This is a genomic window from Roseateles sp. P4_D2, assembly GCF_056401875.1.
Genome location: NZ_JBFUIM010000006.1, coordinates 305,187 through 329,514 on the forward strand (window position 1 = coordinate 305,187; position 24,328 = coordinate 329,514).

Sequence of the window (24,328 nt, forward strand, 5' to 3'; positions counted from 1 at the left end):
GATCGACAACGGCCAGGCGACGAACCGCAGATCGGCCGGACAGACGACCCGATGGGAGCAACGGCCTGCCGGATCAGTCGACCGACAGCAATCCTGGCATCTCGTCCGGCGGCACCGGCCTGCAGAAGGCAAACCCCTGCATCAGGTCGCAGCCCATTGCGATCAGAGCCGCCTCGTCCGCCGGCAATTCCACGCCTTCGGCCACGACGACCATGCGCATGGCGTGCGCGACGCGCACCATGGATTCGACCAGCATGTGGGAGTCGGCATTGCCAGACAGCCCGTGCACGAAGAGGCGGTCGATCTTGAGCTTGCGGCAGCGGATGCGGCGCAGATAGGCCAGCGAGCTGTAGCCCGTGCCGAAGTCGTCGATGGCCAGGTTGTAGCCCAGGCCCTGCAAGGTGAAGACGAAGGAATCCGGCTTGTCGATGTCCTCGAAGCCGGCGCTTTCCGTCAGCTCGAATTCGATCTCGTCCGGCCCCAGCTGCAGCGTCTTGAGCTGCTGCAGGAAGCGCTCGCGGTGCTGGGGCTTGCGGCATTGCTCCCATGACAGGTTGACGGCCACCGGCGGGCAGGCCAGGCCCCGGGCGCGCAAGCCGTCGAGGTCGCGGCGCAGCACGGCCAGCAGCGCCAGGCTGAGCTCGACGATCAGGCCCGAGTTCTCTGCCACCGGGATGAATTCGGCCGGCGGCACCCAGCCCCGCTGCGGGTGGTGCCAGCGCGCCAGCGCCTCGAAGCCGTGGATGCGGCGCGCGGCGTCATATTGCGGTTGGTAGGCCAGGCAGAACTGCCCCTGCGCCAGGCCTTCGCGTATATCGTGCTCCAGCGCCAGCCGCAGGCGCAGGGCCTCGCCGATCTGCGGCGTGAAGAGCTGGAAGCTGTCCTTGCCGATCTGCTTGGCATGCCGCAGCGCGGCATCGGCACTGCGCAAGGCCTCGCTCGCATCACGCGCGTGCTCGGGCAATGAGACGCCGCCACTGGAGACATGCAGGCGCAGCCAATGGCCGTCGTGCAGCACCGGCTGCGTGAGTTCAGCCTGCAACTGGGCGACATGGCTGCGCAGCGCCTCGTCTTCCAGGCCCGGCACCAGCAGCAGTGCGAATTCGTCGGCGGACAGGCGGGCAATCTGGTCGCCGGGCCGGCGCAGCAGTCTGAGCCGCTGGCCAATGGCCTGCAGCACGGCGTCGCCGGCGGCGTGGCGATGCTGGTCGTTGATCCGCTTGAAATCGTCGAGATCCAGGATCAGCAGGGTGGTGCGGCCGTGGTGGTGCAGCACACGCTCCAGCAGCCCGCGCATGTGCTCACGGTTGGGCAGGTCGGTCAGTGCGTCGAAGCGCGCGAGATAGCGGGTGCGGCGCTCGACCTCCTTGATCTGTACCCGCAGCCGCTTGGACAGCCACCAGGCCAACCCGGCGGTGGCCAGCAGGGTGCCCATGGTGGCGGCGAGGAACTGGGCCACGTCCATCCACATCGGCAGGCGGCTGGCCTCCACGACCAGCATGCCGACTCGCCGGCCGTCGGCCATGACCGGCACCTGCACGCTCGCCGTGCCGGCGGCCTCGTGCAACCAGGTGACCTCGGCCGCGGTGCGCGAGAACTGCGTGAAGACGGCGCCATCGCCCTTCAGCAGCCGGGCATGCACGATGGACGGGCTCTGCTGCAGGGCAGCCAGGCTTTCACCGGCATCGCTGCGGCTGTCGAAGACCAGCGCCGCCGAGACCGTCTGCGCGACGATGTCGGCCTGGGTGCGCAGGTCCTCGAGCTGGCGGTCATGCAATCGCCAGTACTGCAGCACGCTGAGCAGCAGTGCGAAGACCAGCAAGGCGGCCAGCGCGACCACGAGTTCGCGCAGGCGATCGAAGGCATCGGCAAATTGCGGCTTCACGGCGATGTCGTCTGGTGGCGAACGTAGCGGGCCAGGCGCAGCAGCTTGGTGCTGATGGCCAGGCCGACGCGGCGCGCGGCGTCGAGGTCCACGTCGAAGACGATGCGGCCGTCTTCAATCTGCAGGTTGATCATGGCACCCTGCTCCAGCATCACCGCCACATCCGATATGACGAGCACCGGCAGGTCGGCCAACACCGGGCGCAGCGCCGGCTGCGGCGTGGGCAGGTAGAGCAGATGGCAGCCGGCGAGCTGGTCGGCGCGGGCCTGATGGCGCACATCGACGGTGAGGTGCCGGATCGGTCGACCCGCCAGGGACTGAAGCGCGCTGTCCATGCGGCCCTCGCCGACGGTGCACAGCTGCAGCGGCCGCCCCGCCAGCTCGCGGTCGGCGGGCCAGGTGACGAACATCAGCAGGCGGTAGACGACCTCGGCTTTCAAGGTTTCCGGGCTGGCGCTCTGCGCCGCGGCCGGCTGGGCCGACAGCAGGCCGAGCAGGATCGCGCAGCCGGCACGCCAGCCCGCCCATCCCTTCACCGCTGCTCGACTGCCGCGCATGGCCAGGCTCAGAGCGTGAAGCGCCAGTCCAGGCGCCAGGCGCGCCGGGGCTGAGGAATGGCGCTCAGCGACGTGTCGGGGGTCGACGGGTCGAAAATGCGGCGGTCCAGCGCGTTGCTCAGGTGCAGGGCCAGGCTCTGGCGCGGATCGACGTGATAGCGCAGATGAGCGTTGACGAGGGCGCTGGTCGGCACCTCGACGCGGCCGCTGCGGCGGCCGAGCAGGTTCCACTCCGTGCCAAGCTGCCAGCGCTGCCACACCGGTGAGACGAGGTCGCCCTTGAACATCCACGAGGGCGAATTGCTCAGGCGCTGGCCGGCGTCGTCGCGGCCGTCCATCCAGGACGCACTGATGTGCCAGAGCCAGCCGTCCGTCGCGCGCCTTTCGACGCCAACGTCCACGCCCCGCAACCTGACGCTGCCGACATTGCGGTACTGCACCACCGCCTCGCTCTCGCTGCCGACGGGCTGCTGCTCGATCAAGCGGTTCATGCGCGTGTAGTAGGCGTTGGCGCTGAGCGCATGGCCGCTGTGGAGCACGTACTCCCAGGCAGCTTCGACGGAGTTGAGGCGCTCGGGCTTCAGGTCATTGCTGCGCAGCTGGGAAACCCCGCCGTCGTCGTAGAAGCGCTCGTACAGATTGGGCGTGCGAAAGGACTGCGCCCACATCAGCTTGAAGGACTCCCGCTCGTCGGGCCGCAGCGCCAGCACGGCGCGCGGCGACATGGCTGGCGCGAAACCGCGCACATGGTCCAGGCGCAGGCCGGTGGTCAGCTGCAGCACCGATGAAAGCCGCCACTGGTCTTGCGCGTAGACGCCCGCGGCGTCCTGGGTGACGTGCGAATCCAGGCGCAGCGCATAGGGGTCGACGTCGTAGTTGCGCTGCAGGCCCTGGGGCGAGGTGCGCAGCTCGGCGCCGAACATCAGCTGATGGTTGAGCAGGCCTCGCCACAGCATGCGCGCCTCCAGCGTCGTCCATTGGGCGCGAGCTTCGTCCTTGTTGACGAGTTGAGGCGCCGGCCCGAAGACATAGCGGCCACGGAATTCATAGCCCGCCACACTGAGCCGCGCCGAGCGGCGTACATCGCCCTGCCAGCCTTCGTCGTAGCTGAGCTCGCCCAGCACCAGGCTGTCGGTGTAGTGGGTGCCGGGCACACCGGGCTCGGTGCCGTAGGGTGCGGTCGGGGCATCCTTGTCGCGGCGCACCGCGTTCAACGCGACTCGCCATGGGCCGTTGCGGTATTTGGCCAGCAGCGCCACCTGCCGCTCGCCATCAAGACCGCGCACCCAGCCATCGGCCGTGCCGAGTTCGGGCAGGAAGAGGTCCTCGCCGGCGGTGCGCTGCAGGTTGAGGCCGATGAACAAATCACTGTCCGCCGCGGCAGCACCGTAATGCATCTCGGCGCGGCGCGTGCCGTTCTCGCCCACACTGCCCTGGGCCGTCAGGCCCGGCGCGTCAGCGCCGTTCAGCGTCACGACGTTGACGACGCCCAGCAGCGCATTGCTGCCGTAGATCGAGGAGCCGGGGCCGTGGACGAGCTCCACCCGCTTGACCCATTCGGCGACGATGGGCAGCTCCAGCTGCGGCAGCCCCTGGTCAAAGATGGCGTCATTGACGCGCTGGCCATCGATGGCCATCAGCAGGCGGGCGCTGTAGTCGCCCGGCCGGTTGAAGCCGCGCAGCCCCAGGGCGCTGTAGGTGCGCGAGTTGCTGAGGTAGACGCCCGGCAGGCGGGCCAGCTGGTCACCCACGGTCTGGTGGCCAAGGGCATCGGACACACCCCGCTCCAGCACGCTGACCGATGCCGGCGCGTCCATCAGGCTCTGGGCATAGCGGGACGGACCCTGCACTTCCCGTTTCAGAAGCGCTTCGAGCGCCTGGTCGTCCGAGGCATCGGCGGCGGCTGGAGCGGCTTGAGCCGCTGGAGTCAGGGCCAGCGTGGACAACCACGCCAGCGCAATTAGGCGGCTTTTCACAAGGGCGGTCGCCGGCAGACGTCGGCGGCGATGGGAAACGGTGCCGAAAGCTTAGCTTTGGCCCCGTCCGCAGTCGCTGTCACATTTCACAACAACGCCGGTTGCGAGCCGGTCCGCGACTCAATTCACGGTTTGCCGGTGTAACGGGTATGGAAACGTCGCCCCTGCGCGTCCATGGCCTGCAGCCACAGCTCCGATGTGACGCTGCCCACCGGCGTGTACGCCGTGCTCAGCGTCGCCGCCGTCTTGGGCGGCAGCGGCACGCTCGTGTCCAGCACCGTGGGCGCTCCGCCGGCGGTCGGCGTGAAGACGCGCTTGATCTCGATGAGGCGCAGGTCGGGGTTGGCAGCGGCCCAGGCGGCCCAGTTGATCACCAAGCTGCCGCTCTGCAGCGAGGCGGCGGACACCGGGCTGGCTGCAGACACGCTGTCAACACTCGGGAAGCGCGTGGCAGCCGGCTCGCCGAGCACGTCGGCGCGCAGCCAGGCGTTGCGCGTCTCGGCCACGCCGGAAATCGTGTAGCTGGCGATGAACTTGGCACCACGCACGCTGTCCGCGCTGCCGATCCAGCCGACCGCCGAACGCTGGATGGCGATGTCGCCCACGCCGCCCGTCGGGATCAGGTTGGTGGCGCCCGGCGTGGACGACACGCACAGCAGGAGCCGGTTGCAATAGCCGAAGGGAATGCTGAAGCCGCCGGGTAGCTGCACCGTGGCCGAGCTGAGCAGCTGCGTGGCCGGAATGCCGGGCACGGGATCGGCCGTCTGCGCCTGGATCTCAACCTGCAGGCCGATGCCCGGGTTGGGCACCACGGCACCGCTGGCCGTGCCATCGGCATTCAGCGCCAGGAAGCCCAGCGGATACACACCGACGGCCAGCTTCTTGCCGTTGCCGATCAGGTTCCACTTGTTGGTCGTCGTGGCCGACTTGTTGTAGCTGACCGCGTCACTGAAAAGGTCGACGACTGCACCGGTGGAATCGCTGATGACGGCGCCCACCAGCACCTTGGCGCAGTTGCCGGCGGTCGGTGCATCGTCGGCGCAGCCCAGCAGCTGGAAGCGGCCAAACTGGCGGTTGCCCGTCGTATAGGTCGACAGGATGCCGGCGATGTCGGCCTTGCTGCGGCCGTTGTGCTTGTCGTAGCCGGTGACGAGGACGGAGTTCAGCAGCGTGCTGACGTCGCGCCCCTGGGCGATGAGCTGGTTCAGCGCCGCGCCGAGGTCGTCCAGGCCAGACAAGGTGCCGAGCAGCGTCGTCGCGCTGGTCGCGGCTTTCAGCGTGGAGGTGATGGCGGTGGCTGGCGTACCGCTGGCCTTGAGCAACTCGGTCTGGGCCGTGGGCAGCTCGACGACGACTTCGGCCGTCGGTGCGGCGAGGAATTTGTTGCCGATCTGCAGCACCGGCACGTTGAGCTTGGAGCGTGCGAGGTCGATGCGCACGCTCTCGATGAGCAGGTCGTGAGCACCCTTGTTGGCGGCAAAGGTCGAATCCGCCAGCAGGTCCAGAGCCGCGGCGTCGGTGATCTTCAGGTCGCTGACCTGGGTCTTGACCAGGGTCTTCAGGAAGGTGCCCGCAGCAGGCGCGGCGCTGGCCATCTGGCTCAGCTGGCTGGTGCTGGTCGAGGCGGCGGCGAATACCGGCGCAGGTTCGGTACCCAGGGACAACGCGACGACAGCGTTGGTCAGCGGCGTCACATGGCCGACCATGGCGGCGCTGATGGCCGGCACGGTGGAATGCAGCACCTGCATGGTGCCGGCAGCATCCATGCCTCGCGCCTGGATGAACAAAGGCGCGGCGGGGCTGGTGGTGCTCAGCGTCAGGCTGTAGCTGCCGTCTGCGCCATGGGTGGTGGCCGTGCCAACGGCCTTGCCCTGGCCATCGACGACGCTGATCTGCGCATTGACGAGGGGCGCGCCCGTGGCGGCAACGCCGCGCAACGTGGGCGGCTTGTCCAGCACAGGCGTGTCCGAACCGCCACCGCCGCCTCCGCAGGAGGCGAGCAGCAGGGTCAGGGCAAAAGCAGCAAGGCGGTACAGCATGGCGCGGGCGTGAATCTGGGCTTGGGCCAGTGTGCCGCGCCAGCCCACCGGGTGGTGGGCCGTTAAAGGGCCGAAATCAACGGTTGATCTGCACCCAGGCCAGCTCCAGCCAGTTGTCGGGCCGGTGGATGGCCGTGACATTCGCACGCGCCGCCCACGGCACCACCTGGCGGTGCAACGGGATGATGTTGACCTGCTCGCGCAGCTCGGCCAGCGCGCCGCGGATCTGCTGCTCGCGCTTTTTCGGATCGGGCTCGACGCTGGACTGCGCCGCCAGTGCGTCGGCCTTGTCGTTGCGGAAGCCGCCGAAGTTGTAGTTGCCCACACCCTTGTCGCCGCGCGTGCGGTACAGCGGCGTCAGGATGCTCTCGGCATCCGTCACCGAGCCGCCCCAGCCGTACATATAGAGGCTGGTGTCGTACTTCTCCAGCTTGGGGAAGTAGATGACGCGGGGCATGGCGTTGACCTTGACCTTGATCTTCAGCTGGGCCCACATCGAGGCCAGGGCCGTGCAGATTTCCTCGTCGTTGATGTAGCGGTTGTTGGGGCAGTCCAGCGTCACCTCGAAGCCGTCGACATAGCCCGCGTCGGCCATCAGCTTCTTCGCGCTGGCCAGGTCGTGCGGCAGTCGGGTCTGCAGGGCCGGGTCGTCGAAGGAGGCGATGCCGGACGGCGTCAGCGCGCCGGTGGGCACCGAGAGGCCGCTCATCAGCTTGGTCCTGAGCGCGTCGATGTCGATGGCCTGGTACAGCGCCCGGCGCACGCGCACGTCCTTGAAGGGGTTCTTGTCACCGGGGACGTTGCCATAGAGCAGCTTGTCGCGCGACTGATCCATGCCGATGAAGACAAGGCGGTTTTCCGGCCCCTCGATGACCTTGACGCCAGCGGTGTTGCGCAGGCGCGCAATGTCGCGCGGCGCGGGGTCGAGCACGAAGTCGACTTCGCCCGACACCAGCGCGGCCAGGCGCGTCGCGTCGGTCGCGATGGGCGTGTAGACGACCTCCTGGACGTTCCCTTCAAACTTGTTCCACCAGTTCGGGTTGCGCTTGAGCACCGTCTTGATGCCCGGCTGGCGGCTGGCCAGCATGAAGGGCCCGGTGCCATTGGTATTGAGCGCCGTGAAGCTCTCTTCCTTGTTCTTGAAGTCCAGCGGCTTGGTGGCCTTGTGCGCCTCGCACCACTTGCGGCTCATGATCCACAACTGGTCGATGTGCTGCAGGAAGATGGGGTTGAAAGTGGTCAGCTGGAAGTCCACCGTCAGGTCGTCGACCTTCCTGGCCGTGCCGACGGCGTTGGCCCAGACGGCGATCTGCGAGGTGGGCTCCTTGGCGCGCTGCACCGAGAAGACGACGTCATCCGCCGTCAACGGCGTGCCGTCGTGGAACTTGACGCCGGCGCGCAGCTTGAAGCGCCAGGCGAGCGGCCCGGTCTGCTTCCATTCGGTGGCCAGGCTTGGCACCAGGCCCAGCTTGGCGTCGCGATTCGTCAGTCGCTCGTAGATCTGGCCATTGACCATGTTGGTCAGGCTCTCGTTCTGCGAGTCCGGGTCCATGGTCTGCGGATCGCCCTGGCTGGCCCAGCGCAGCGTCTGCGCGGACACACCGCAGGCCCATGCCAAAAGAGCTACACCCAGCCATCGCTTCATTGCCATCTCCCAACTGCAGGGCTGGCAGTTTAGGAGGCCGTCAAAGCCCCTTCGTTACCGTTTGGCGTTCGGGTTCCAGAGCTCGTCCAGGTGGGTGAAATTCCAGTCCTCGGGCGGCTCGCGGCCGGCGATGCGGTCGGTGGACGTGGCCAGGTCGATGACTTGCAACGGGATGGGCATGCTCGACTTGGTCGAGTAGAAGACCTTGACGCGCGGCGCGACCAGTGAAGTGGCGTTCTGCTCGACAACCACCGCCAGGCGACCCGACTGCAGGCGCACCAGGGTGCCGGTCGGGTAGATGCCGACGCTCTTCACGAAGGCCTGGAAGACGGCCGGGTCGAATTGCCCCTTCCACTGTGACATGCGCTGCAGCGAGCCGGCCGGGTCCCAGGCGTTCTTGTAGGGCCGGGTCGAGGTGATGGCGTCGTAGACATCGCAGACCGCGCCCATGCGCGCCAGCAGGCTGATCTGGTCGCCGGCCAGCTTGTGCGGGTAGCCGCTGCCGTCCATCTTCTCGTGGTGGTGCAGGCAGACGTCCAGGGCCGAGGGCGGCACCTTGGCACCGTCCTTGAGCAGGTCGAAGCCGCGCTCGGGGTGGCCGCGCATGACGTCGAATTCGGCGTCGGTCAGCGCACCGGGCTTGTTCAGCACCTCCATGGGCATCTGCATCTTGCCGACGTCGTGCAGCAGCCCGGCCAGGCCAGCTTCACGCACTTCGGCATCGGACAGCCCCATCTGCCGGCCCAGAGACACCATCAGGCCGCAGACGGCGACCGAGTGCATATAGGTGTAGGTGTCCTTGTCCTTGAGCCGAGCGAGGCTGAGGAAGGCCGACGGGTTGCGCGCCAGCGAGGACGTGACCTCGTCGACGATGGGCAGGCAGACCTCGGTGTCGATGGCCTTGCCCAGCCGCGCCTCGTTGAACAGCGCCATGACGGCCACCTTGGCCCGGCCCAGCACCTGGGTGGCGCGGTCGAGCTCGGACTCCATGCTGACGCGCGGCTGAGGGGCGGCTGTGGCGGGCGGCGTGGGCGGCGAAGCGACGGTCACGGCGGCGATTGGCGCAGGCGCAGTCACATCCCCGCCCTTGCTGACGTCGATCCAGACGGCCGACACGCCGCTGGCCTGCAGGGCGGCAAGGTCGGCGGCATCGGTCAGCACGAACTTGGTCTTCCAGAACGGATGGGAGAGCCAGGCCCCCTCCATCGCCTGGAGATACATGCCCAGCCTCACGTCGGAGGTCGAGATCTTCTTCAACATGACAGCGTCGTCTATGCGCACCAGTATCCGTGCGTGACGCAGGCAAGGCCGTGCAACGATCGTGCAGCCCTGCACGCTTTTGCCGCGGGCAACAAAAAGCCGCCTTGAAGGCGGCTCGGTCGGGCGGCGGTCGCGCCGGGTCAGCGGAACTTGCCCTGCGGCACGGTGGCCAGTTCGGTCGGCAGCGTGCTGATGTAGCTGGCGATGGCCTTCAGTTCGGCGTTGCTGAACTGCTTGACCTGGCCGGCCATGACGCCGTTGCTGCGGCCCACCCCGGGGTTCTTCTCGGTCTTGTAGGACTTCAGCGCGACGGTCAGGTAGTCGGCATGCTGGCCAGCCAGCTTGGGGTAGCTCGGGTCGATGGGCTTGCTGAAGTTGGCGCCGTGGCAGGACACGCAAGCGCCCTTGGTCAGCAGCTCGGCCACATTGGCCGGCGCGGCCGGAATGCTGTCGGCCACCGCCGGCAGCTTGGCCTGCTGCTCGTAGAAAGCGGCCACGTCGTTCATGTCCTGCTCGCTCAGCGAACCGGCAATGCCGCGCATCGTCGGGTGCTTGCGGTCGCCCTTGGCATAGGCCTGCAGGGCCGAGACGATGTACTTGGCGTTCTGGCCCGCGATCATCGGCACCTTGTGGATCTCGGGGAAGCTGGCCTGGTAGCCGACGATGCCATGGCAGCCGATACACATCGCGACCTTGGTCTCACCGGCCTTCACGTCCTGGGCCTGGGCTGCGAGGGCAGCAAAGGCGGTGGCCAGGGCGAGCGAGATCTGCAGCAGTTTTTTCATGGTCCCAAGAGGTTCGGGTTGGTGTCGTGTTCCGGAGCGGCGGCGATTATAGGAGGCCTCCTATACTGGTCCGGCCCCTCTTCAGTTCGGGTTTTGCCCCGGTTTTCCCAATGAAATTCCAAGGTTCCGACCAGTACGTCGCCACGGCCGACCTGATGCTCGCGGTCAATGCCGCGGCGACGCTGCAGCGGCCGCTGCTCATCAAGGGCGAGCCCGGCACCGGCAAGACCATGCTGGCCGAGGAAGTGGCCGGCGCTTTAGGCATGCCGCTGCTGCAGTGGCATATCAAGAGCACCACCAAGGCCCAGCAGGGCCTGTACGAGTACGACGCCGTCAGCCGGTTGCGCGACAGCCAGCTCGCCGGCATCGAGGGCAGCGAGCGCGTTCGCAACATCGAGAACTACATCGTCAAAGGCGTGCTGTGGCAGGCCTTCGAGGCCGACGAGCCGGTCGTGCTGCTCATCGACGAGATCGACAAGGCGGACATCGAGTTCCCCAACGATCTGTTGCGCGAGATCGACCGCATGGAGTTCTATGTCTACGAGACCCGGCAACTCATCAAGGCGAAACACCGGCCCCTGGTCTTCATCACGTCCAACAACGAGAAGGAACTGCCCGACGCATTCCTGCGCCGCTGCTTCTTCCACTACATCAAGTTCCCCGACGCCGAGACGATGAAGAAGATCGTCGATGTGCACTTCCCGACCTTGAAGAAGGACCTGCTGGCCGCCGCGCTGAAGAACTTCTACGACGTGCGCAACCTGCCCGGCCTGAAGAAGAAGCCCAGCACATCGGAGCTGATCGACTGGCTCAAGCTGCTGCTGGCCGAAGACATCCCGGTGGACGCGCTGCAAGCCAAGGACGAGAAGGTCAGCATCCCGCCGCTGGTGGGGGCGCTCCTGAAGAACGAGCAGGATCTGACGCTCTTCGAGAAGCTCGTCTTCATGCAGCGCAATAACAGATGATGCAGCCCCCACGCGTGCTTACGCCCGCTGCCCCCCGAGGGGGCGCCCAGCGGCTCCGGACGGCCGAGCGCCGCTGATGGCTCAAGACTTCGACCGCGCGATGCGCGAAGGGCTGGCGGATGCCGTCGGCTTTGTGCTTGGCGCGCTGGCCGGCTGGTGGCTGGGCCGGCAGTTCGGCATCGACTTCATCGCCAGCACCGACTGGAATGCGCAGCAGCTCGTCGGCCTGCTGCTCATCGTCGCCGGCTGCGGCGGCGGCCGCTTACTGGCGCGGCGGCTGATGCTGAAGGACAAGCCATGAAACCCGTCCTGCCCGTGACGCTGGCCGCCGGCCCCATCCACCTCGTGCCGCTGACGCTGGACCATGTGCCCGGCCTGCAGGCCGCGGCCGCGGACGGCGAACTGTGGAACTTGCGCTTCACCAGCGTGCCTGCGCCCGACGAGGCCGTCACTTACGTCGAAGCGGCCCTGGCCGGGCAGGCCGCCGGCCACCGCCTGCCCTTCGCCGTGCTGGATGCCGCCACCGGCGAGGTGCTGGGGTCAACGAGCTATCACGACATCGTGCCGGCCATCGAGCGCGTCGAGATCGGCTACACCTGGTATGCCCAGCGTATGCAGCGCAGCGCCGTCAACACGACCGCCAAGCTGCTGCTGCTGACCCACGCCTTCGAAACCCTGGGCGCCAAGCTCGTGGGCTGGCGCACCGACAACTTCAACCACGCCTCGCAGCGCGCCATCGAGCGCCTGGGCGCCAGGCGCGACGGCGTGATCCGCCACCATGCGCTGCGCCGCGACGGCACGGTGCGCGACACCGTCATGTACAGCCTGACCGTGGGCGAATGGCCCGAGGTCAAGGCGCACCTGAACTGGCAACTGACTCGACAGCGAACATGAAAAGACAATCCAAGGCCTTTGACGTCGATGCACTCTGGGCCCTGGATCGCATCGGCGAACCCAGCCTCAGCCCCGATGGTGCCCAGGCCGCCGCCGGTGTCACGCGCTACTCGATGGAGGCCAACCGCGCGCAGAGCAGCCTGTGGTTGTTCTCGACGCTGGGCGGCGAGCCGCGCCGCCTGACCGAAGCGGGCGAGAAGGACGGCAACCCGCAATGGAGCCCGCGCGGCGACCTGATCGCCTTCACCGCCAAGCGCGAGCAGGCCGGCGTGAGAGACGAGGAGACGCAGCTTTATGTGATCCCGCCGGACGGCGGCGAGGCGCGCCGCGTCGGCCAAGTGCCCACGGGCGTCGAGTCCTTCAAGTGGTTCCCCGACGGCCGGCGCATCGCCTTCGTGTCCTGGGTCTGGCCCGATCTGAAGGGCGCAGCCCAGGCCGCGCGGCTGCGCGACTTCAAGAGCCGCAAGGAAAGCGCCTACGTCACCGACGAGGCCTTCTACCGCTTCTGGGACCACCACCTGCCGATGGACCGTGTGCCGCATCTGCATGTGATGGACGTCGAGACGGGCAAGGTGCGCGACCTGTTCGAGGGCGCGGCCTGGGAGCTGAGCCGCGCCGAGCCGGATGTGAATTGCTTCGACGTGTCGCCCGATGGCCGGCGCATCGCCTTCGCGTTCGACCCCACCGCCGAGAAGAAGCTGGACGGCCGCTTTGCGCTGGCCGAGATCGACGTGAGAACGCGCCAGGGCCAGACGCTGCTGCAGGACGGCGACTGGGACTTCGCCGCGCCGCGCTACAGCCATGGCGGCGCTCACCTCGCCTTCCTGGCCAGCCATCAGGCCCTGGGCCACAACCATCCGAACCAGCTCGCAGTGCTGGATCAGCAGGGCCGTTGGGCCGTCTTCAGCGAGGATTGGGACCATGAGGTCAGCGCACCGCTGCGCTGGGCCGAGGACGACCAGGCGGTGTACTTCGCCGCCGAGGAGCGCGGCCGCCGCCACCTCTGGCAGTTCGCGCTCGGCGACCGAACCGCCGAACGGGTTTTCGAGGGCGGCCATGTCGGCAGCTTCGCGCTGTCGGCCGGCTTCCTCGTCGTCAACCACGACGGCATGCAGTTCCCGCCGCGGCTGTCGGTGCTGGCCGACGATGGCCTGCGCCGCATCGAGTCGCTGAACGACGAGCGCCTCGCGACCCACAGCTTCGGCCGCCACGAGGAGGTCACGATCCAGGGTGCGCGCGGCGACGACGTGCAGATGTGGCTGACCTACCCGCCGGGCTTCGATCCGAAGAAGAAGTGGCCGGTCATGCACGTCATCCACGGCGGCCCGCACACTGCTTTCGGTGACAGCTGGCACTGGCGCTGGAACCATCAGGTGTTCGCCAGCCAGGGCTATGTCGTCGCCTGCGTGAATTACCACGGCTCATCCAGCTTCGGCCACGAGTTCCTGGACAGCATCACTGGCCACTGGGGCGAGTACGAGTTGCAGGATGTCGAGGCCGGCACTGACTGGCTGCTGAAGAAGTCATGGGTCGACCGCAAGCGCGTCGTCGCCGCTGGCGGCAGCTATGGCGGCTACATGGTGGCCTGGATGAACGGCCACGTGAAGGCCGGCCGCTATCAGGCCTACGTCTGCCACGCCGGCTGCTACGACTGGCAGGCCATGTACGCCGACGACGCCTACAGCTGGCATCGCAAGGAGCTGGGTGCGGCCTATTGGGATGATCCGGCCCGTGTCGCCGCCCAAAGCCCGCATGCCTTCGCCAAGCATTTCAAGACGCCGACCCTCGTCATGCACGGCCAGCTGGACTACCGCGTGCCCGATGCCCAGGGCCTGGCCTACTACAACACTCTGAAATCGCTGGGAGTGCCTTCGAGGCTGGTGTGGTTCCCGGACGAGAACCACTGGGTGCTCAAACCGCGCAACAGCCGACTCTGGTACGGCGAGTTCTTCAACTGGCTGGCCCGCTACACCGCCTAGGACAAGCCCGACGTCCAGCAGGCGGGCGAGAAGGTGTCGGCTCTGCATAATCCGCAGAACTTCGATCCCGGCCCTGCTCCATGCTGATCCAGTTCTGCCGCACGCCGCCTGCCTTGCATGAAGCGCCGCCGTCCGGTCGCCCGCAGCAATGAGCGAAGCGGCTGGCGGTCCACCCGGGCGCAGAACCCCAGAAGACCCGGTAGAGCCCACCATCGCCGTGGAGGTCCAGCTGACGCCGGGCCACACCCTGCCGCCCGGCACGCGCATCCACGACTACCGCATTGACCGGGTCCTGGGAGAAGGCGGTTTCGGCATCGTCTATCTCGCCACCGACGTCGCCCTGGAGCGGCAGGTCGCCATCAAGGAATACCTGCCCTCGTCGATGGCAGCACGCGCCGGCAATTCGCTGACAGTGCTGGTCAAGTCGCCCAACCATGCAGAGACCTTTGCGATCGGGCTGAGGAGTTTTGTCAACGAGGCCAAGCTGCTGGCCCGCTTCGACCACCCGGCGCTGCTCAAGGTGCATCAGTTCTGGGAGGGCAACGGCACCGCCTACATGGCCATGCCCTACTACCAGGGGCAGACGCTGAAGGAGGCGTTGGCCAGGCTCGGCCGGCCGTCGACCGAAACCGAGGTGCGCGCCTGGCTGATGCCGCTGCTGGATGCGCTGGAAGTGCTGCACAACGAGCACTGCTACCACCGCGACATCGCGCCGGACAACATCCTGCTCACCGACCACGGGCCGCTGCTGCTGGACTTCGGCGCCGCACGCCGCGTCATCGGCGATCTCACGCATGCGCTGACCGCCATGCTCAAGCCGGGCTTTGCGCCCATCGAGCAATACGGTGACATGCCCGGCGTCACCCAGGGCCCCTGGACCGACATCTTCGCGCTGGCCAGCGTGCTCTACGCAGCCATCAGCGGCCGCCGCACGGTGGCTTCCGTCGAGCGGCTGCTCAACGACCAGCTGCAACCGCTGGCCACCGTGGCGGCGGGTCGCTGTGGCAACGCCTTCCTCGCGGCCGTCGACCGTGCGCTGGCCATCCACCCCAAGGACCGCCCGCAATCCATTGCCGAGTTCCGGACCCTGCTCACTGCCGGCGACACGCAGGTCATCGATCTGCTCGAGCTGCAGGCTTTGGGCCTCCCGACCGGCGACGAAACGGTGCTGTTGCCGGATTTCGACCCCACCCAGGTCGCATCGATCAGCCCGTTGCTCGCGCCGCGGGAGCCGACACGCCCCGAACCACCGCCGCCGCCCGCCGTGGCTCGCACGCAGTTGCCTGCGGCGCCGCCGCCCCCGGTGCTGCCTGCCCCGCCCCCGCCGACAGCTCTTCCAGCGTCCAGCGCCGTGCCTGCACAGGCGTCCGTGCCGGCCCCGCCGCGCCGCGCTCTCCTCCTGAGCGCGGCGGGCGTGGTGGGCCTGGCCGCGGCCGCCTGGGGCGGATATGCCTTGCTCTGGGCACCGGCGCCCGCCGAGCTGGCGCCGCCACCCGCGCCGGCGTCGGCCGCCGCTGCGGCTCCAGCTCCAGCGCYGATCGCTTCCAGCCCAGTCCAGGCTGCCTCGGCGGCCTCTGCACCGGACACGCCCGCCTCCACCGCCCCCGTGCCACCGGCTCCCGCGCCGGCACCCACAGCCTCGGCGCCGACGCCCATCGCCGTGGCGCCGGCCGCACCCAAGCCGCGCCCTGCCGTGACCGCTCCTGCGCCCTCCGAGGCGAAGGGCGCAAAGTGCAGTGATATTCTGCAAAAAGCCTCACTGGAACCGCTGACGGCGAGTGAGACCGCTTACCTGAAAAAGGAATGTCGATGAGTAGCGCTGGCCACACGAATCGCATCAATTTTTCAGTGCAACTGGGGCGTGCCGCGATGCTGGGCTGCATGGCCCTGCTGGCCGGCTGCCTGGAGACGGCGCCGAAACAGCCGACCGTCTCGACCAACGAGTTGTCCTTCAGCGAAGCCGTCGTCGTCGCCACCGATGGCCTGGTGGGCCAGACTCAGAAGCTGCCCGCCTTCCTGGCAAAGGTGGAGTCCAAGATTGCCAAGAAAAGCGTCGTCGTCGATCCCATGATCGACGCGACAAGCGGCCAGCAGACCCAGACCACGCAGTTGCTCGAACGCCGCATCGCCGAGCGCCTGGCGGCGCGCAAGGAAGGCAGCTTCGACCTGCTGCCCTTCAGGACCGAGAACCTGTCCAAGGTCCAGTATCTGCTGACCGGCACGCTGACGCGCCTGCTGGGGGTGCCGGGCAAGAAATCCTTGCAAATCAACCTGGCCCTGGTGGACATCAAGACGGGCCAGGTGATGGCCCAGGCCTCGGCGCTGGCCCGCGACGACGGCCTCAACCACACACCGCTGGCGATCTACCAGGACAGCCCGGTGCTGGTGAAGGACAAGGTGGTGGACGGCTACATCAGCACGGCGCTGACAGCGCCTGGCAGCTCGGCCAACAGCGTCTACATGGAACGCGTCGCGGTGGCCAGCGTCATCAACGAGGCCGGCTCCCTCTACAACGCCGAGCGCTACCCGGAATCGTTGACCAAGTACCAGGAGGCCCGCAATCAGACGGGCGGCGAGCAGCTGCGCACACTCAACGGCATCTACCTCAACAACGTCCGGCTCGGGCGCACCGCCGAGGCAGAGGCCGCCTTTGGCCAGATCGTGGCCTACGGGCTGCGCGCCAACAAGCTGGACGTGAAGTTCCTCTTCAACCCCGGCAGCACGGAGTTCTGGTCCGACCCCAAGGTCAGCGGCGCCTATCCGATGTGGCTGAGGCAGATCGCCAGGGAGGGCGCCGGCGCCCGCGTCTGCATGGTCATCGTCGGCCACACCAGCCACACCGGCTCGGAGCAGACCAATGACGCGCTCTCGCTGCAACGCGCCACTTTCATCCAGCAGCGCCTGGCGGCCGAAGCCTCGCCCCTGGCCCAGCGCGTCAAGGCCAGCGGCATGGGCTGGCGCGAGAACCTGGTCGGCAGCGGCAGCGACAACGCGGTGGACGCCCTGGACCGGCGTGTCGAGTTCCGCGTGGTGCCCTGCAACTGATACCCCTCGTCCAGCCGCACCCCGCTGAACGCGGTGCGTCTGACCGGTCCCCGAGGGAACGGCGATGCTTGCGGCATTGAGCCGCAAGCACATCGCCAGCGCGGGCCGGCTAGGGAGCGGCCCGGCGCTCGGCCCGAAAGACGGCATCCCTAACTCCGGCGAGACTCGCGCTGCATAATCGTTTTCGACCTGCAGTCCCCGAGTCCGCACCGATGCTGATCCAGTTCTTCTACACGCTGCGCGCCGCCAAGCTCAAGGTGACGGTGCCCGAGTACCTGACGCTGCTGGAAGCCTTGGAGGCGGGCGTCATCGGCGGCCCCGACAACGGCGGCACGGCCAGCATCGACGACTTCTACCACCTGGCCCGCACGTCCCTGGTCAAGGACGAGACCCAGTTCGACAAGTTCGACCGCGCCTTCGCCGCCTACTTCAAGGGCGTGGAGATGCTGACCGACTTCACGGCCGACGTGCCGCTGGAGTGGTTGCGCAAACAGCTTGAGATCGAACTGACGCCCGAGCAGAAGGCTGCCATCGAGAAGATGGGCTGGAACGAGCTGATGGAAACGCTCAAGAAACGCTTCGAGGAGCAGAAGGAGCGCCATGAAGGCGGCAACCGCTGGATCGGCACCGGCGGCACCAGCCCGTTCGGCAACAGCGGCTACAACCCGCAGGGCATCCGCATCGGCGGCTCTGGGGGTAACAAGAGCGCCGTCAAGGTCTGGGAGCAGCGCGCCTACCGCGACTACGACGACACGCTGGAACTCGGCACCCGCAACATCAAGGTGGCCCTGCGCCGCCTGCGCCGCTTTGCGCGCGAGGGGTCGGAGCTGGAGCTGGACCTGGACGGCACCATCCACGGCACCGCCGCCAATGCCGGCATGCTGGACATCCGCATGCAGCCCGAGCGCCACAACAAGGTCAAGGTGCTGTTGCTGATGGACGTGGGCGGCACGATGGACGAACACGTGAGCCGCGTGGAAGAACTCTTCAGCGCCGCCAAGACCGAGTTCAAGCACCTGGAGTTCTATTACTTCCACAACTGCGTCTACGACTTCGTCTGGAAGAACAACCGGCGGCGCTTCGCCGAGAAGCTCAACACCTTCGACCTGATCCGCAAATACAACCGCGACTACAAGCTCATCTTCGTCGGCGACGCGACCATGAGCCCCTACGAGATCCTGCAGGCCGGCGGCAGCGTCGAATACAACAACGACGAGCCCGGCGCCGAATGGATCCAGCGGCTCACCCACGCCTTCCCCAAGTACGCGTGGATCAACCCCGAGCCGCAAGGCGTCTGGCAGTACCGGCAGAGCATCGCGCTGATCCAGCAGCTGATGCAGCAGCGCATGTTCCCGCTGACCCTTTCCGGACTCGAAGGCGCGATGCGGCTGCTCAGCAAATGAAGCGTCTCTTTGCACTGCTCGTCGCAGTGCTGCTGAATGCCTGTGCCACGCAGGCTCCCCCGCAGGCACCCGCCCCACCGGCGCCGGACATCCCCGCCGACGCACCTGCTGTCTACAGCGTCGACATCCGCATCGACGGCGAAAGCCGCGAGGCCGCGCGCCTGCGCACGCTGCTGGCCCAGAACCTCGACCTCGCCCGCTACCGCGCCAGCGAGGCGGCGCTGAGCCGGGTGGAGCTGGCCCGCCTGGCCGCTGCGGCGCCCGCGCAGGCCGAGACGCTGCTGGAAACCGAGGGCTACTTCAACGCCAAGGCCGACGTGGACCGCGACCCGGCAGACGAGACGCGGCTGTTGCTCACCGTCAAGCCGGGGCCGGTGGCAAGGGTCGACAAGCTCGAGCTCGAGTTCACCGAAGGCCTGGCCGACGAGCAGGCCCAGGCCCTGCGGGAAGTCCTGCGCAGCGCCTGGACGCTGAAGAACGGCGCCGCCTTCACGCAGTCGCAATGGGCCTCGGCCAAGAGCGATCTGCTGCTGCGCGCGCGCAATGGCGGCTATCCGCTGGCGCGCTGGGCCGAGACGGCCGCCCGCGTCGACCCCGACACGCAAACCGCCGAACTCCACCTCGTGCTGGCCAGCGGCAACCGTGCCAGGCTCGGTGCGCTGCGCATCGAAGGGCTCAAGCGCCAGAGCCGCAATGCCGTCGAGCGCCTCGCCGGCTTCGACACCGGTGATGACTACACCGAGCAGAAGCTCGCCGAGTTCCAGGAGCGCCTGGCCAAGACCCAGCTCTTCGACGCCGTGCGCGTGCAACTGCTGCCCGAGGCCCCGAACGCCGACGGCACCACGCCCGTGCAAGTCACGCTGACCGAGTCGGCCCTGCAGCAGGCCACGGTGGCGGTGGGCTATCACAGCAACACCGGCCAGAGCATCAGCGTCGAGCATCTGCACCGCCGCCCCTTCGATCTGCCCGTGCGCGCCCGCACCAAGCTGCAATTCAGCCGCGACCTGCGCGGCGCCGAGCTGGAACTGAGCTCCCACCCCCAACCCGACCTGAAACGCAACCTCGCCTCGCTGCAGTACGAGCAGGACCGCACCGGCGACACCATCGCCACCAACCTGGGCGTGCGCCTGGGCCGCCTCTACGAGTCGACGCGCGACGAGCGCCTGAGCTATGTCGAGCTGCTGCGTGCCCGCGAGACCGCCGGCAGCGAGGTCAACACCAACCTGGCCCTTTCCATCAACCAGCAGTGGATACGCCGCCGCCTGGACAGCACCCTGCTGCCCACCGACGGCCACCAGGCCCTGGCCCTTGTCGGCTTCGGCTATGCGAAGGGCGGCGGCACCGACGACAGCGGTCCCTTCGGCCGCATGCAGTTCAAGCTGGGCGTCTACAAGCCCTTCGGTGGCTGGTTCGCGTCGGCGCGCGCCGAGGTGGCGCAGGTGGTATCGAAGGAACAGGTCGGCGTGCCGGAGAAGCTGCTCTTCCTGGCGGGCGGCGACGAGTCGGTGCGCGGCTATGCCTACCGCAGCCTGGGCCCGCAGAAGAACGGTCTGACCGTCGGCGGCCGCGTGCTGGCCACCAGTAGCCTGGAAATCGCGCACCCCATCATGCCGAGCTTCCCCAGCCTGTGGGGCGCCGTCTTCGTCGATGCCGGCAATGCCGCCTCGCGCTGGCAGGACTACCGCGCCGTCGTCGGCTATGGCGCCGGCGTGCGCTGGCGCAGCCCCGTCGGCCCGCTGCGCGTGGACCTGGCGCGTGCGCAGGAAACCGGCAAGTGGCGGCTGCACTTTAGTGTGGGGATCACGCTGTGAGGCGATCCTTGCGCATCCTGCGTGCCGCCCTGATCGCGCTGGCGCTGGTGCTGGTGCTGATCGCCGGCTTCGTCGCCTGGCTGCTGCAACGCCCTGCGGGTGGCGCCTGGCTGCTGGCCCATCTGCCCGGTGTGCAGATCGAGGCCCCCGAGGGCTCACTGATGGGCGAGTTCAGCGCGCGTCGCCTCATCCTCACCTGGGCCGGTGGCTCGGCCGAATTGCGCGGACTGCGCTGGAAGGGCCTGGGCGTCAGCCCCAGCGCCGGCCTCCTGCTGGCGCGCGAGCTGGCCGTGGACGAGGTCGTCATCCGCAGCCAGGCCAGCGACAAGCCCATCGTCCTTCCGCCGGACCTCACACTGCCACTGGGCGTGCAGATCGCCAGTCTGCGCATCGCCAAGCTGAGCTGGGCGCCCGATCAGGCACCGTTGCTCGGCCTGGACGCCCAGCTGGACCTGCCCCGCCGCGGCACCCATCGCATCGAGCTCAAGGCTGCTCGCTGGCAACACCTGACGCTGGCCGGCAAGGCCCGCATCGAGAGTGCCGCGCCGCTGCAGACCGACGCGACGCTGCGCGTGCAGCAGGCCGAAGCGACCGACCTGCCGTGGTCAGCCGTCGCTGCAGTCACCGGCCCATTGGCCAGGCTCAAGGCCAAGGCCGAGCTGGAGGCCGCGCACCAGACGCTGAAGGCCGACGGCGAAATCCAGCCCTTCGCGCCCTGGCCCGTCAACGCGCTGCAACTGAAGGCCGACAAGCTCGACCTGGCGGCCCTCATGCCTGGCCTGCCACGCACGGCGCTGAGCGGCGACGCCCAGCTGAAGGCGCCCGCCCGCGACGCCGAAGCCACGCTGCAGGCCGACCTGCACAACGCCGCTGCCGGCCGCTGGGACCAGGGCGCCCTGCCCGTCAACCGCCTCGTCATCGCGCTCGCGGGCCGGCCTGACCAGCCCACCAGCCTGCGCCTGACCGCGCTGGACGCGGAACTGCCCGGCGGTGGTCGAGTGCAAGGCAAGGGAGCGCGTGAGGCCGATGGCCGATGGCAGCTCGACGCCCGTGTGCAGGGCCTGCGCCCCGAAGCGCTGGACGCGCGTGCGACGCCGGCGCGCCTGGATGGGCCACTCACGCTCGCGGGCAGCAAGGCCGGCCCCTTGAGCGCCAGGCTTGACCTCGCCGGCACGGTGCAGAACCGTCCGCTGCGCGTGAAGGCCAAAGCCCGGGGCGAGGGCACGAAGTGGCAGATCGAGGACGCCCAACTGGCCAGCGGCGACGCCACGCTGCAGGCCAGCGGTCGCGTCGACACCGCCGGTGCCGCGCAACTCAAGGTTCAGCTGCGCCAGTTCGACCCGCATCTGCTGTGGCGCGGCGCACCCGGTACGGCCTGGGCTCGCCTGCCCAGCCCGACACGACTCAGTGCCGAGGCCGATGTGGACGTGCGCGGCAAAACCCTCGCCACGCTCAGTGGCAACGTCTACGCCCGCTTGCTGCCCAGCCAGTTCGCCGGCCTGCCCCTCGAAGGTCGGATCAAGCTGCAGCGCGAACGCGCCGCCGACCCGGCGGCCTTCGACATCGACGGGCGCCTGGGCAACAACCGCGTGCAGACCAGCGGCCAGGCTCGGGCCGAAGCCATCACCGGCACTGCCGCACTGAAGGCCGGCGCGCTGGCCGAGCTGAACCCGCTGCTGGCGCTGTTTGACCAGCAGCCGATCGCCGGCCAGGGCGAGGGTGATGGCAGTTTCCAACTGGTGCGCGGCATCAAAAGCTGGCAGGTCGGCGGCAGCGGCAAGCTGTCGCTGGCCTCCGCCAAGGCGTTGGGCACCAGCATCGCCGCCCTGAAGGCGCGCTGGGAATTGCCCCTGCCCGGCACCGATGGCGATGGCCCGGTCGCGCTGAACCTGGACATCAGCCAGCTGCGCGACCCGCTCGCCCAGCTGACCAGCGCCAAGCTCGACTTGCAAGGCCGGCGCAGCGCCCACGATGTGAAGGCCGAGGTCAGCGGCAAGATCATTCGAGATGCATCGGCGCGCGACTCGCAAGACCTGACGCTGAACGCCCAGCTCCAGGCCCGTGGCCGCTGGGATGGGCAGGCCTGGAGCGGCCGCGTTGCGCGCATAGCCATCGGCCCGCTGCGCCCCAACACGCCGCCACTGCTGGCGGCCAAGGACATCGGCCTGCGCTGGGCCAGCGACGGCCCACGCCTGCAGGCCGAGCCCGGCCGCGCCGAGGTGGGCGGCGCCTTCGTGCGCTGGCAGGCCCTGAGCTGGACCGGCGGCGAACGGCCCGAGGCCCGCGCCGAACTGCAGCTCGAGGACGTGGCCGCCGCGCCATTGATGGCGCGCTGGCAACCTGACTTCGGCTGGGGCGGCGACCTGCGTGTGACGGGCCATGCCTCGCTGCTGCTGAATGATCGGCTCACCGCCGAACTGCTCATCGAACGCCAGAGCGGCGACCTGCGCGTGACCGACGAGTTTGGCCAGCGTGCGCTGGGACTGACCGACCTGCGCCTGGCGGTGAATGTGCGCGACGGCCTGTGGCAGTTCGCGCAGGGTGTGGCCGGCAGCGAACTTGGCAGCCTGGGCGGCGCGGTGACGCTGCGCCCGGCCAAGCTGTGGCCTGACGCGCAGACGCCCGTGCAAGGCGTGCTGCAGGCCAATATCGCCAACCTCGCCACCTGGGGCAGCTGGGTGCCGGCCGGCTGGCGCCTGGGCGGCCGCGCGGCGGCCACCGTGCAGCTTTCCGGCCGTCTGGGCGCCCCCGACCTCAATGGCCGCGCCGAAGGCGAGAACCTGGCGCTGCGCCATCTGCTGTTCGGCGTGGATGTGACCGAGGGCCGCTTCACGCTCGACTTGAAGGGCCAGCATGCCGAGCTCTCCAAGCTCGAGGCGCGCGGCGGCGATGGCTGGCTGCGCGCCAGCGGCACGGCCGAGTTGGGCGCCCAGCCCAAGGCCCACATCGAGATGACGGCCGACAAGCTGCGCGTGCTGTCGCGCGTGGACCGCCGCCTCGTCGCCAGCGGCCAGGCGACGCTGGACCTCGACGCCAAGGGGCTCAAGCTGGAAGGCAAGCTGCGCGCCGACGAAGGCCTGTTCGACTTCAGCCGCGGCGACGCGCCCGCGCTGGCCGACGATGTGACCGTGCTGCGCGGCCCGCGCGACGCAGCACCCACCGCGCCGCCCGCACCCAAGGCCGCGCGCAACAGCGTCGTCAACGTCGCACTGGACTTCGGCCGCGACTTCAAGGTACGCGGCCGGGGCCTGGCGACGACGCTGCGCGGCCAGCTGCAGGTCAGCCAGAACAACGGCCCGCTGCGCGTCACGGGCAAGCTCGACGCCGATGGCGGCCAGTACGCGGCCTATGGCCAGAAGCTGGACATCGAGCGCGGCGACATCAGCTTCACCGGCGCCTACGACAACCCGTCGCTGGACCTGCTGGCCGTGCGGCCCAACCTCGATGTGCGCGTCGGCGTCTACGTGGGCGGCACGGCGCTGGCGCCGCGCGTGAGCCTGTACTCCTCGCCCGAGATGAGCGACACCGACAAGCTCTCCTGGCTGCTGCTCGGCCGCGGCCCCGATGGCCTGGGCCGCACCGACACGGCCCTGCTGCAGCGCGCCGCCCTGGCCCTGCTCAGCGGCGAAGGCGAAGGCCCGACAGGCAAGGTGCTGCGCAACCTGGGGCTGGATGAGCTCTCGCTGTCGCAGAGCGACGATGACACCAAGGCCACCATCGTGCGCCTGGGCAAGCAGATCTCGCGGCGCTGGTATGTCGGCTATGAACGCGGCCTGAATGCCACCACGGGCTCCTGGCAGCTCATCTACCGCATCGCCCAGCGCTTCACGCTGCGGGCCCAAGGTGGGGACGACAACGCGCTCGATCTCATCTGGCAGTGGAAATGGGATTGATGTGAGCCCCTCGCCCAGCATGCCCTGCTGAACGCAGGCAAGTCTGGTCGGTCCCCCGAGGGGACGACGATGCTTGCGGCGTTGAGCCGCAAGCACATCGCCAGAGCGGGCCGGCTTGGGAGCGGCCCGGCGCTCGACCCGCAGATCTTGCAAACGAGCCCAAGCGCCAGCGGCGTCCTACAAAGCGACGC

The 24,328-nt window shown here is 68.4% G+C and carries 16 protein-coding genes; 9 read left to right on the forward strand and 7 right to left on the reverse strand.

Annotated elements, in window-relative coordinates:
- Nucleotides 1–73: 73 nt before the first annotated feature.
- From AC1DW0_RS13365 to AC1DW0_RS13395, 7 genes are all read right to left on the reverse strand, one after another.
- On the reverse strand, nucleotides 74–1,885 hold the full coding sequence (locus AC1DW0_RS13365; protein ID WP_477946341.1) for a putative bifunctional diguanylate cyclase/phosphodiesterase: 1,812 nt from the start codon (nucleotides 1,883–1,885) through the stop codon (nucleotides 74–76).
- Entirely contained in the window at nucleotides 1,882–2,442 is a 561-nt protein-coding gene (locus tag AC1DW0_RS13370) for a YfiR family protein (RefSeq protein WP_477946343.1), read from the reverse strand. The genes AC1DW0_RS13365 and AC1DW0_RS13370 overlap by 4 nt, the downstream gene beginning before the upstream one ends.
- Nucleotides 2,443–2,450: 8 nt before the next feature.
- Nucleotides 2,451–4,418, reverse strand: coding sequence for a TonB-dependent receptor plug domain-containing protein (locus AC1DW0_RS13375; RefSeq protein WP_457444568.1), 1,968 nt, complete (start codon nucleotides 4,416–4,418; stop codon nucleotides 2,451–2,453).
- A gap of 125 nt (nucleotides 4,419–4,543) precedes the next feature.
- Nucleotides 4,544–6,457, reverse strand: coding sequence for a hypothetical protein (locus AC1DW0_RS13380; protein WP_477946345.1), 1,914 nt, complete (start codon nucleotides 6,455–6,457; stop codon nucleotides 4,544–4,546).
- 76 nt (nucleotides 6,458–6,533) lie between these two features.
- A complete protein-coding gene (locus AC1DW0_RS13385) occupies nucleotides 6,534–8,102 on the reverse strand; it encodes an ABC transporter substrate-binding protein (protein WP_477946347.1) in 1,569 nt (522 codons plus the stop codon).
- A gap of 54 nt (nucleotides 8,103–8,156) precedes the next feature.
- On the reverse strand, nucleotides 8,157–9,362 hold the full coding sequence (locus AC1DW0_RS13390) for an HD-GYP domain-containing protein (RefSeq protein WP_477946349.1): 1,206 nt from the start codon (nucleotides 9,360–9,362) through the stop codon (nucleotides 8,157–8,159).
- Nucleotides 9,363–9,502: 140 nt separating this feature from the next.
- On the reverse strand, nucleotides 9,503–10,147 hold the full coding sequence (locus tag AC1DW0_RS13395; RefSeq protein WP_056198843.1) for a c-type cytochrome: 645 nt from the start codon (nucleotides 10,145–10,147) through the stop codon (nucleotides 9,503–9,505).
- A gap of 110 nt (nucleotides 10,148–10,257) precedes the next feature.
- Between AC1DW0_RS13395 and AC1DW0_RS13400 the strand changes: the two genes are divergently transcribed.
- The 9 genes from AC1DW0_RS13400 (at nucleotide 10,258) to AC1DW0_RS13440 (ending at nucleotide 24,137) form a co-directional block, all read left to right on the forward strand.
- Nucleotides 10,258–11,112, forward strand: a complete 855-nt coding sequence (locus AC1DW0_RS13400; RefSeq protein ID WP_457391716.1) for an AAA family ATPase — start codon at nucleotides 10,258–10,260, stop codon at nucleotides 11,110–11,112.
- A gap of 76 nt (nucleotides 11,113–11,188) precedes the next feature.
- Nucleotides 11,189–11,413 (forward strand): hypothetical protein, encoded by a 225-nt coding sequence (locus AC1DW0_RS13405; RefSeq protein WP_457354506.1) that lies wholly within the window; start codon nucleotides 11,189–11,191, stop codon nucleotides 11,411–11,413.
- Entirely contained in the window at nucleotides 11,410–12,006 is a 597-nt protein-coding gene (locus AC1DW0_RS13410; protein ID WP_457444575.1) for a GNAT family N-acetyltransferase, read from the forward strand. Before AC1DW0_RS13405 ends, AC1DW0_RS13410 begins: the two co-directional genes overlap by 4 nt.
- Nucleotides 12,003–13,985, forward strand: coding sequence for a S9 family peptidase (locus tag AC1DW0_RS13415; protein ID WP_477946352.1), 1,983 nt, complete (start codon nucleotides 12,003–12,005; stop codon nucleotides 13,983–13,985). Before AC1DW0_RS13410 ends, AC1DW0_RS13415 begins: the two co-directional genes overlap by 4 nt.
- 148 nt (nucleotides 13,986–14,133) lie before the next feature.
- Entirely contained in the window at nucleotides 14,134–15,798 is a 1,665-nt protein-coding gene (locus AC1DW0_RS13420; protein WP_477946354.1) for a serine/threonine protein kinase, read from the forward strand.
- Nucleotides 15,795–17,030 carry an OmpA family protein gene (locus AC1DW0_RS13425; protein ID WP_235532009.1) on the forward strand — a complete coding sequence of 412 codons (1,236 nt, stop codon included), beginning with the start codon at nucleotides 15,795–15,797 and terminating at the stop codon, nucleotides 17,028–17,030. The genes AC1DW0_RS13420 and AC1DW0_RS13425 overlap by 4 nt, the downstream gene beginning before the upstream one ends.
- A gap of 212 nt (nucleotides 17,031–17,242) precedes the next feature.
- On the forward strand, nucleotides 17,243–18,433 hold the full coding sequence (locus AC1DW0_RS13430) for a vWA domain-containing protein (protein ID WP_457354513.1): 1,191 nt from the start codon (nucleotides 17,243–17,245) through the stop codon (nucleotides 18,431–18,433).
- Nucleotides 18,430–20,244 (forward strand): autotransporter assembly complex protein TamA, encoded by a 1,815-nt coding sequence (locus AC1DW0_RS13435; protein WP_457354515.1) that lies wholly within the window; start codon nucleotides 18,430–18,432, stop codon nucleotides 20,242–20,244. The genes AC1DW0_RS13430 and AC1DW0_RS13435 overlap by 4 nt, the downstream gene beginning before the upstream one ends.
- On the forward strand, nucleotides 20,241–24,137 hold the full coding sequence (locus tag AC1DW0_RS13440; RefSeq protein WP_477946357.1) for a translocation/assembly module TamB domain-containing protein: 3,897 nt from the start codon (nucleotides 20,241–20,243) through the stop codon (nucleotides 24,135–24,137). Before AC1DW0_RS13435 ends, AC1DW0_RS13440 begins: the two co-directional genes overlap by 4 nt.
- The last annotated feature ends 191 nt before the right edge of the window (nucleotides 24,138–24,328 follow it).

Excerpts from the sequence above, each read along its gene's own strand:
- AC1DW0_RS13370 (WP_477946343.1), bottom strand. The coding sequence starts at position 2,442 with ATGCGCGGCAGTCGAGCAGCGGTGAAGGGATGGGCGGGCTGGCGTGCC.
- AC1DW0_RS13380 (WP_477946345.1), bottom strand. The coding sequence starts at position 6,457 with ATGCTGTACCGCCTTGCTGCTTTTGCCCTGACCCTGCTGCTCGCCTCC.
- AC1DW0_RS13385 (WP_477946347.1), bottom strand. The coding sequence starts at position 8,102 with ATGAAGCGATGGCTGGGTGTAGCTCTTTTGGCATGGGCCTGCGGTGTG.
- AC1DW0_RS13390 (WP_477946349.1), bottom strand. The coding sequence starts at position 9,362 with ATGTTGAAGAAGATCTCGACCTCCGACGTGAGGCTGGGCATGTATCTC.
- AC1DW0_RS13395 (WP_056198843.1), bottom strand. The coding sequence starts at position 10,147 with ATGAAAAAACTGCTGCAGATCTCGCTCGCCCTGGCCACCGCCTTTGCT.
- AC1DW0_RS13400 (WP_457391716.1), top strand. The coding sequence starts at position 10,258 with ATGAAATTCCAAGGTTCCGACCAGTACGTCGCCACGGCCGACCTGATG.
- AC1DW0_RS13405 (WP_457354506.1), top strand. The coding sequence starts at position 11,189 with ATGGCTCAAGACTTCGACCGCGCGATGCGCGAAGGGCTGGCGGATGCC.
- AC1DW0_RS13410 (WP_457444575.1), top strand. The coding sequence starts at position 11,410 with ATGAAACCCGTCCTGCCCGTGACGCTGGCCGCCGGCCCCATCCACCTC.
- AC1DW0_RS13415 (WP_477946352.1), top strand. The coding sequence starts at position 12,003 with ATGAAAAGACAATCCAAGGCCTTTGACGTCGATGCACTCTGGGCCCTG.
- AC1DW0_RS13425 (WP_235532009.1), top strand. The coding sequence starts at position 15,795 with ATGAGTAGCGCTGGCCACACGAATCGCATCAATTTTTCAGTGCAACTG.
- AC1DW0_RS13430 (WP_457354513.1), top strand. The coding sequence starts at position 17,243 with ATGCTGATCCAGTTCTTCTACACGCTGCGCGCCGCCAAGCTCAAGGTG.
- AC1DW0_RS13435 (WP_457354515.1), top strand. The coding sequence starts at position 18,430 with ATGAAGCGTCTCTTTGCACTGCTCGTCGCAGTGCTGCTGAATGCCTGT.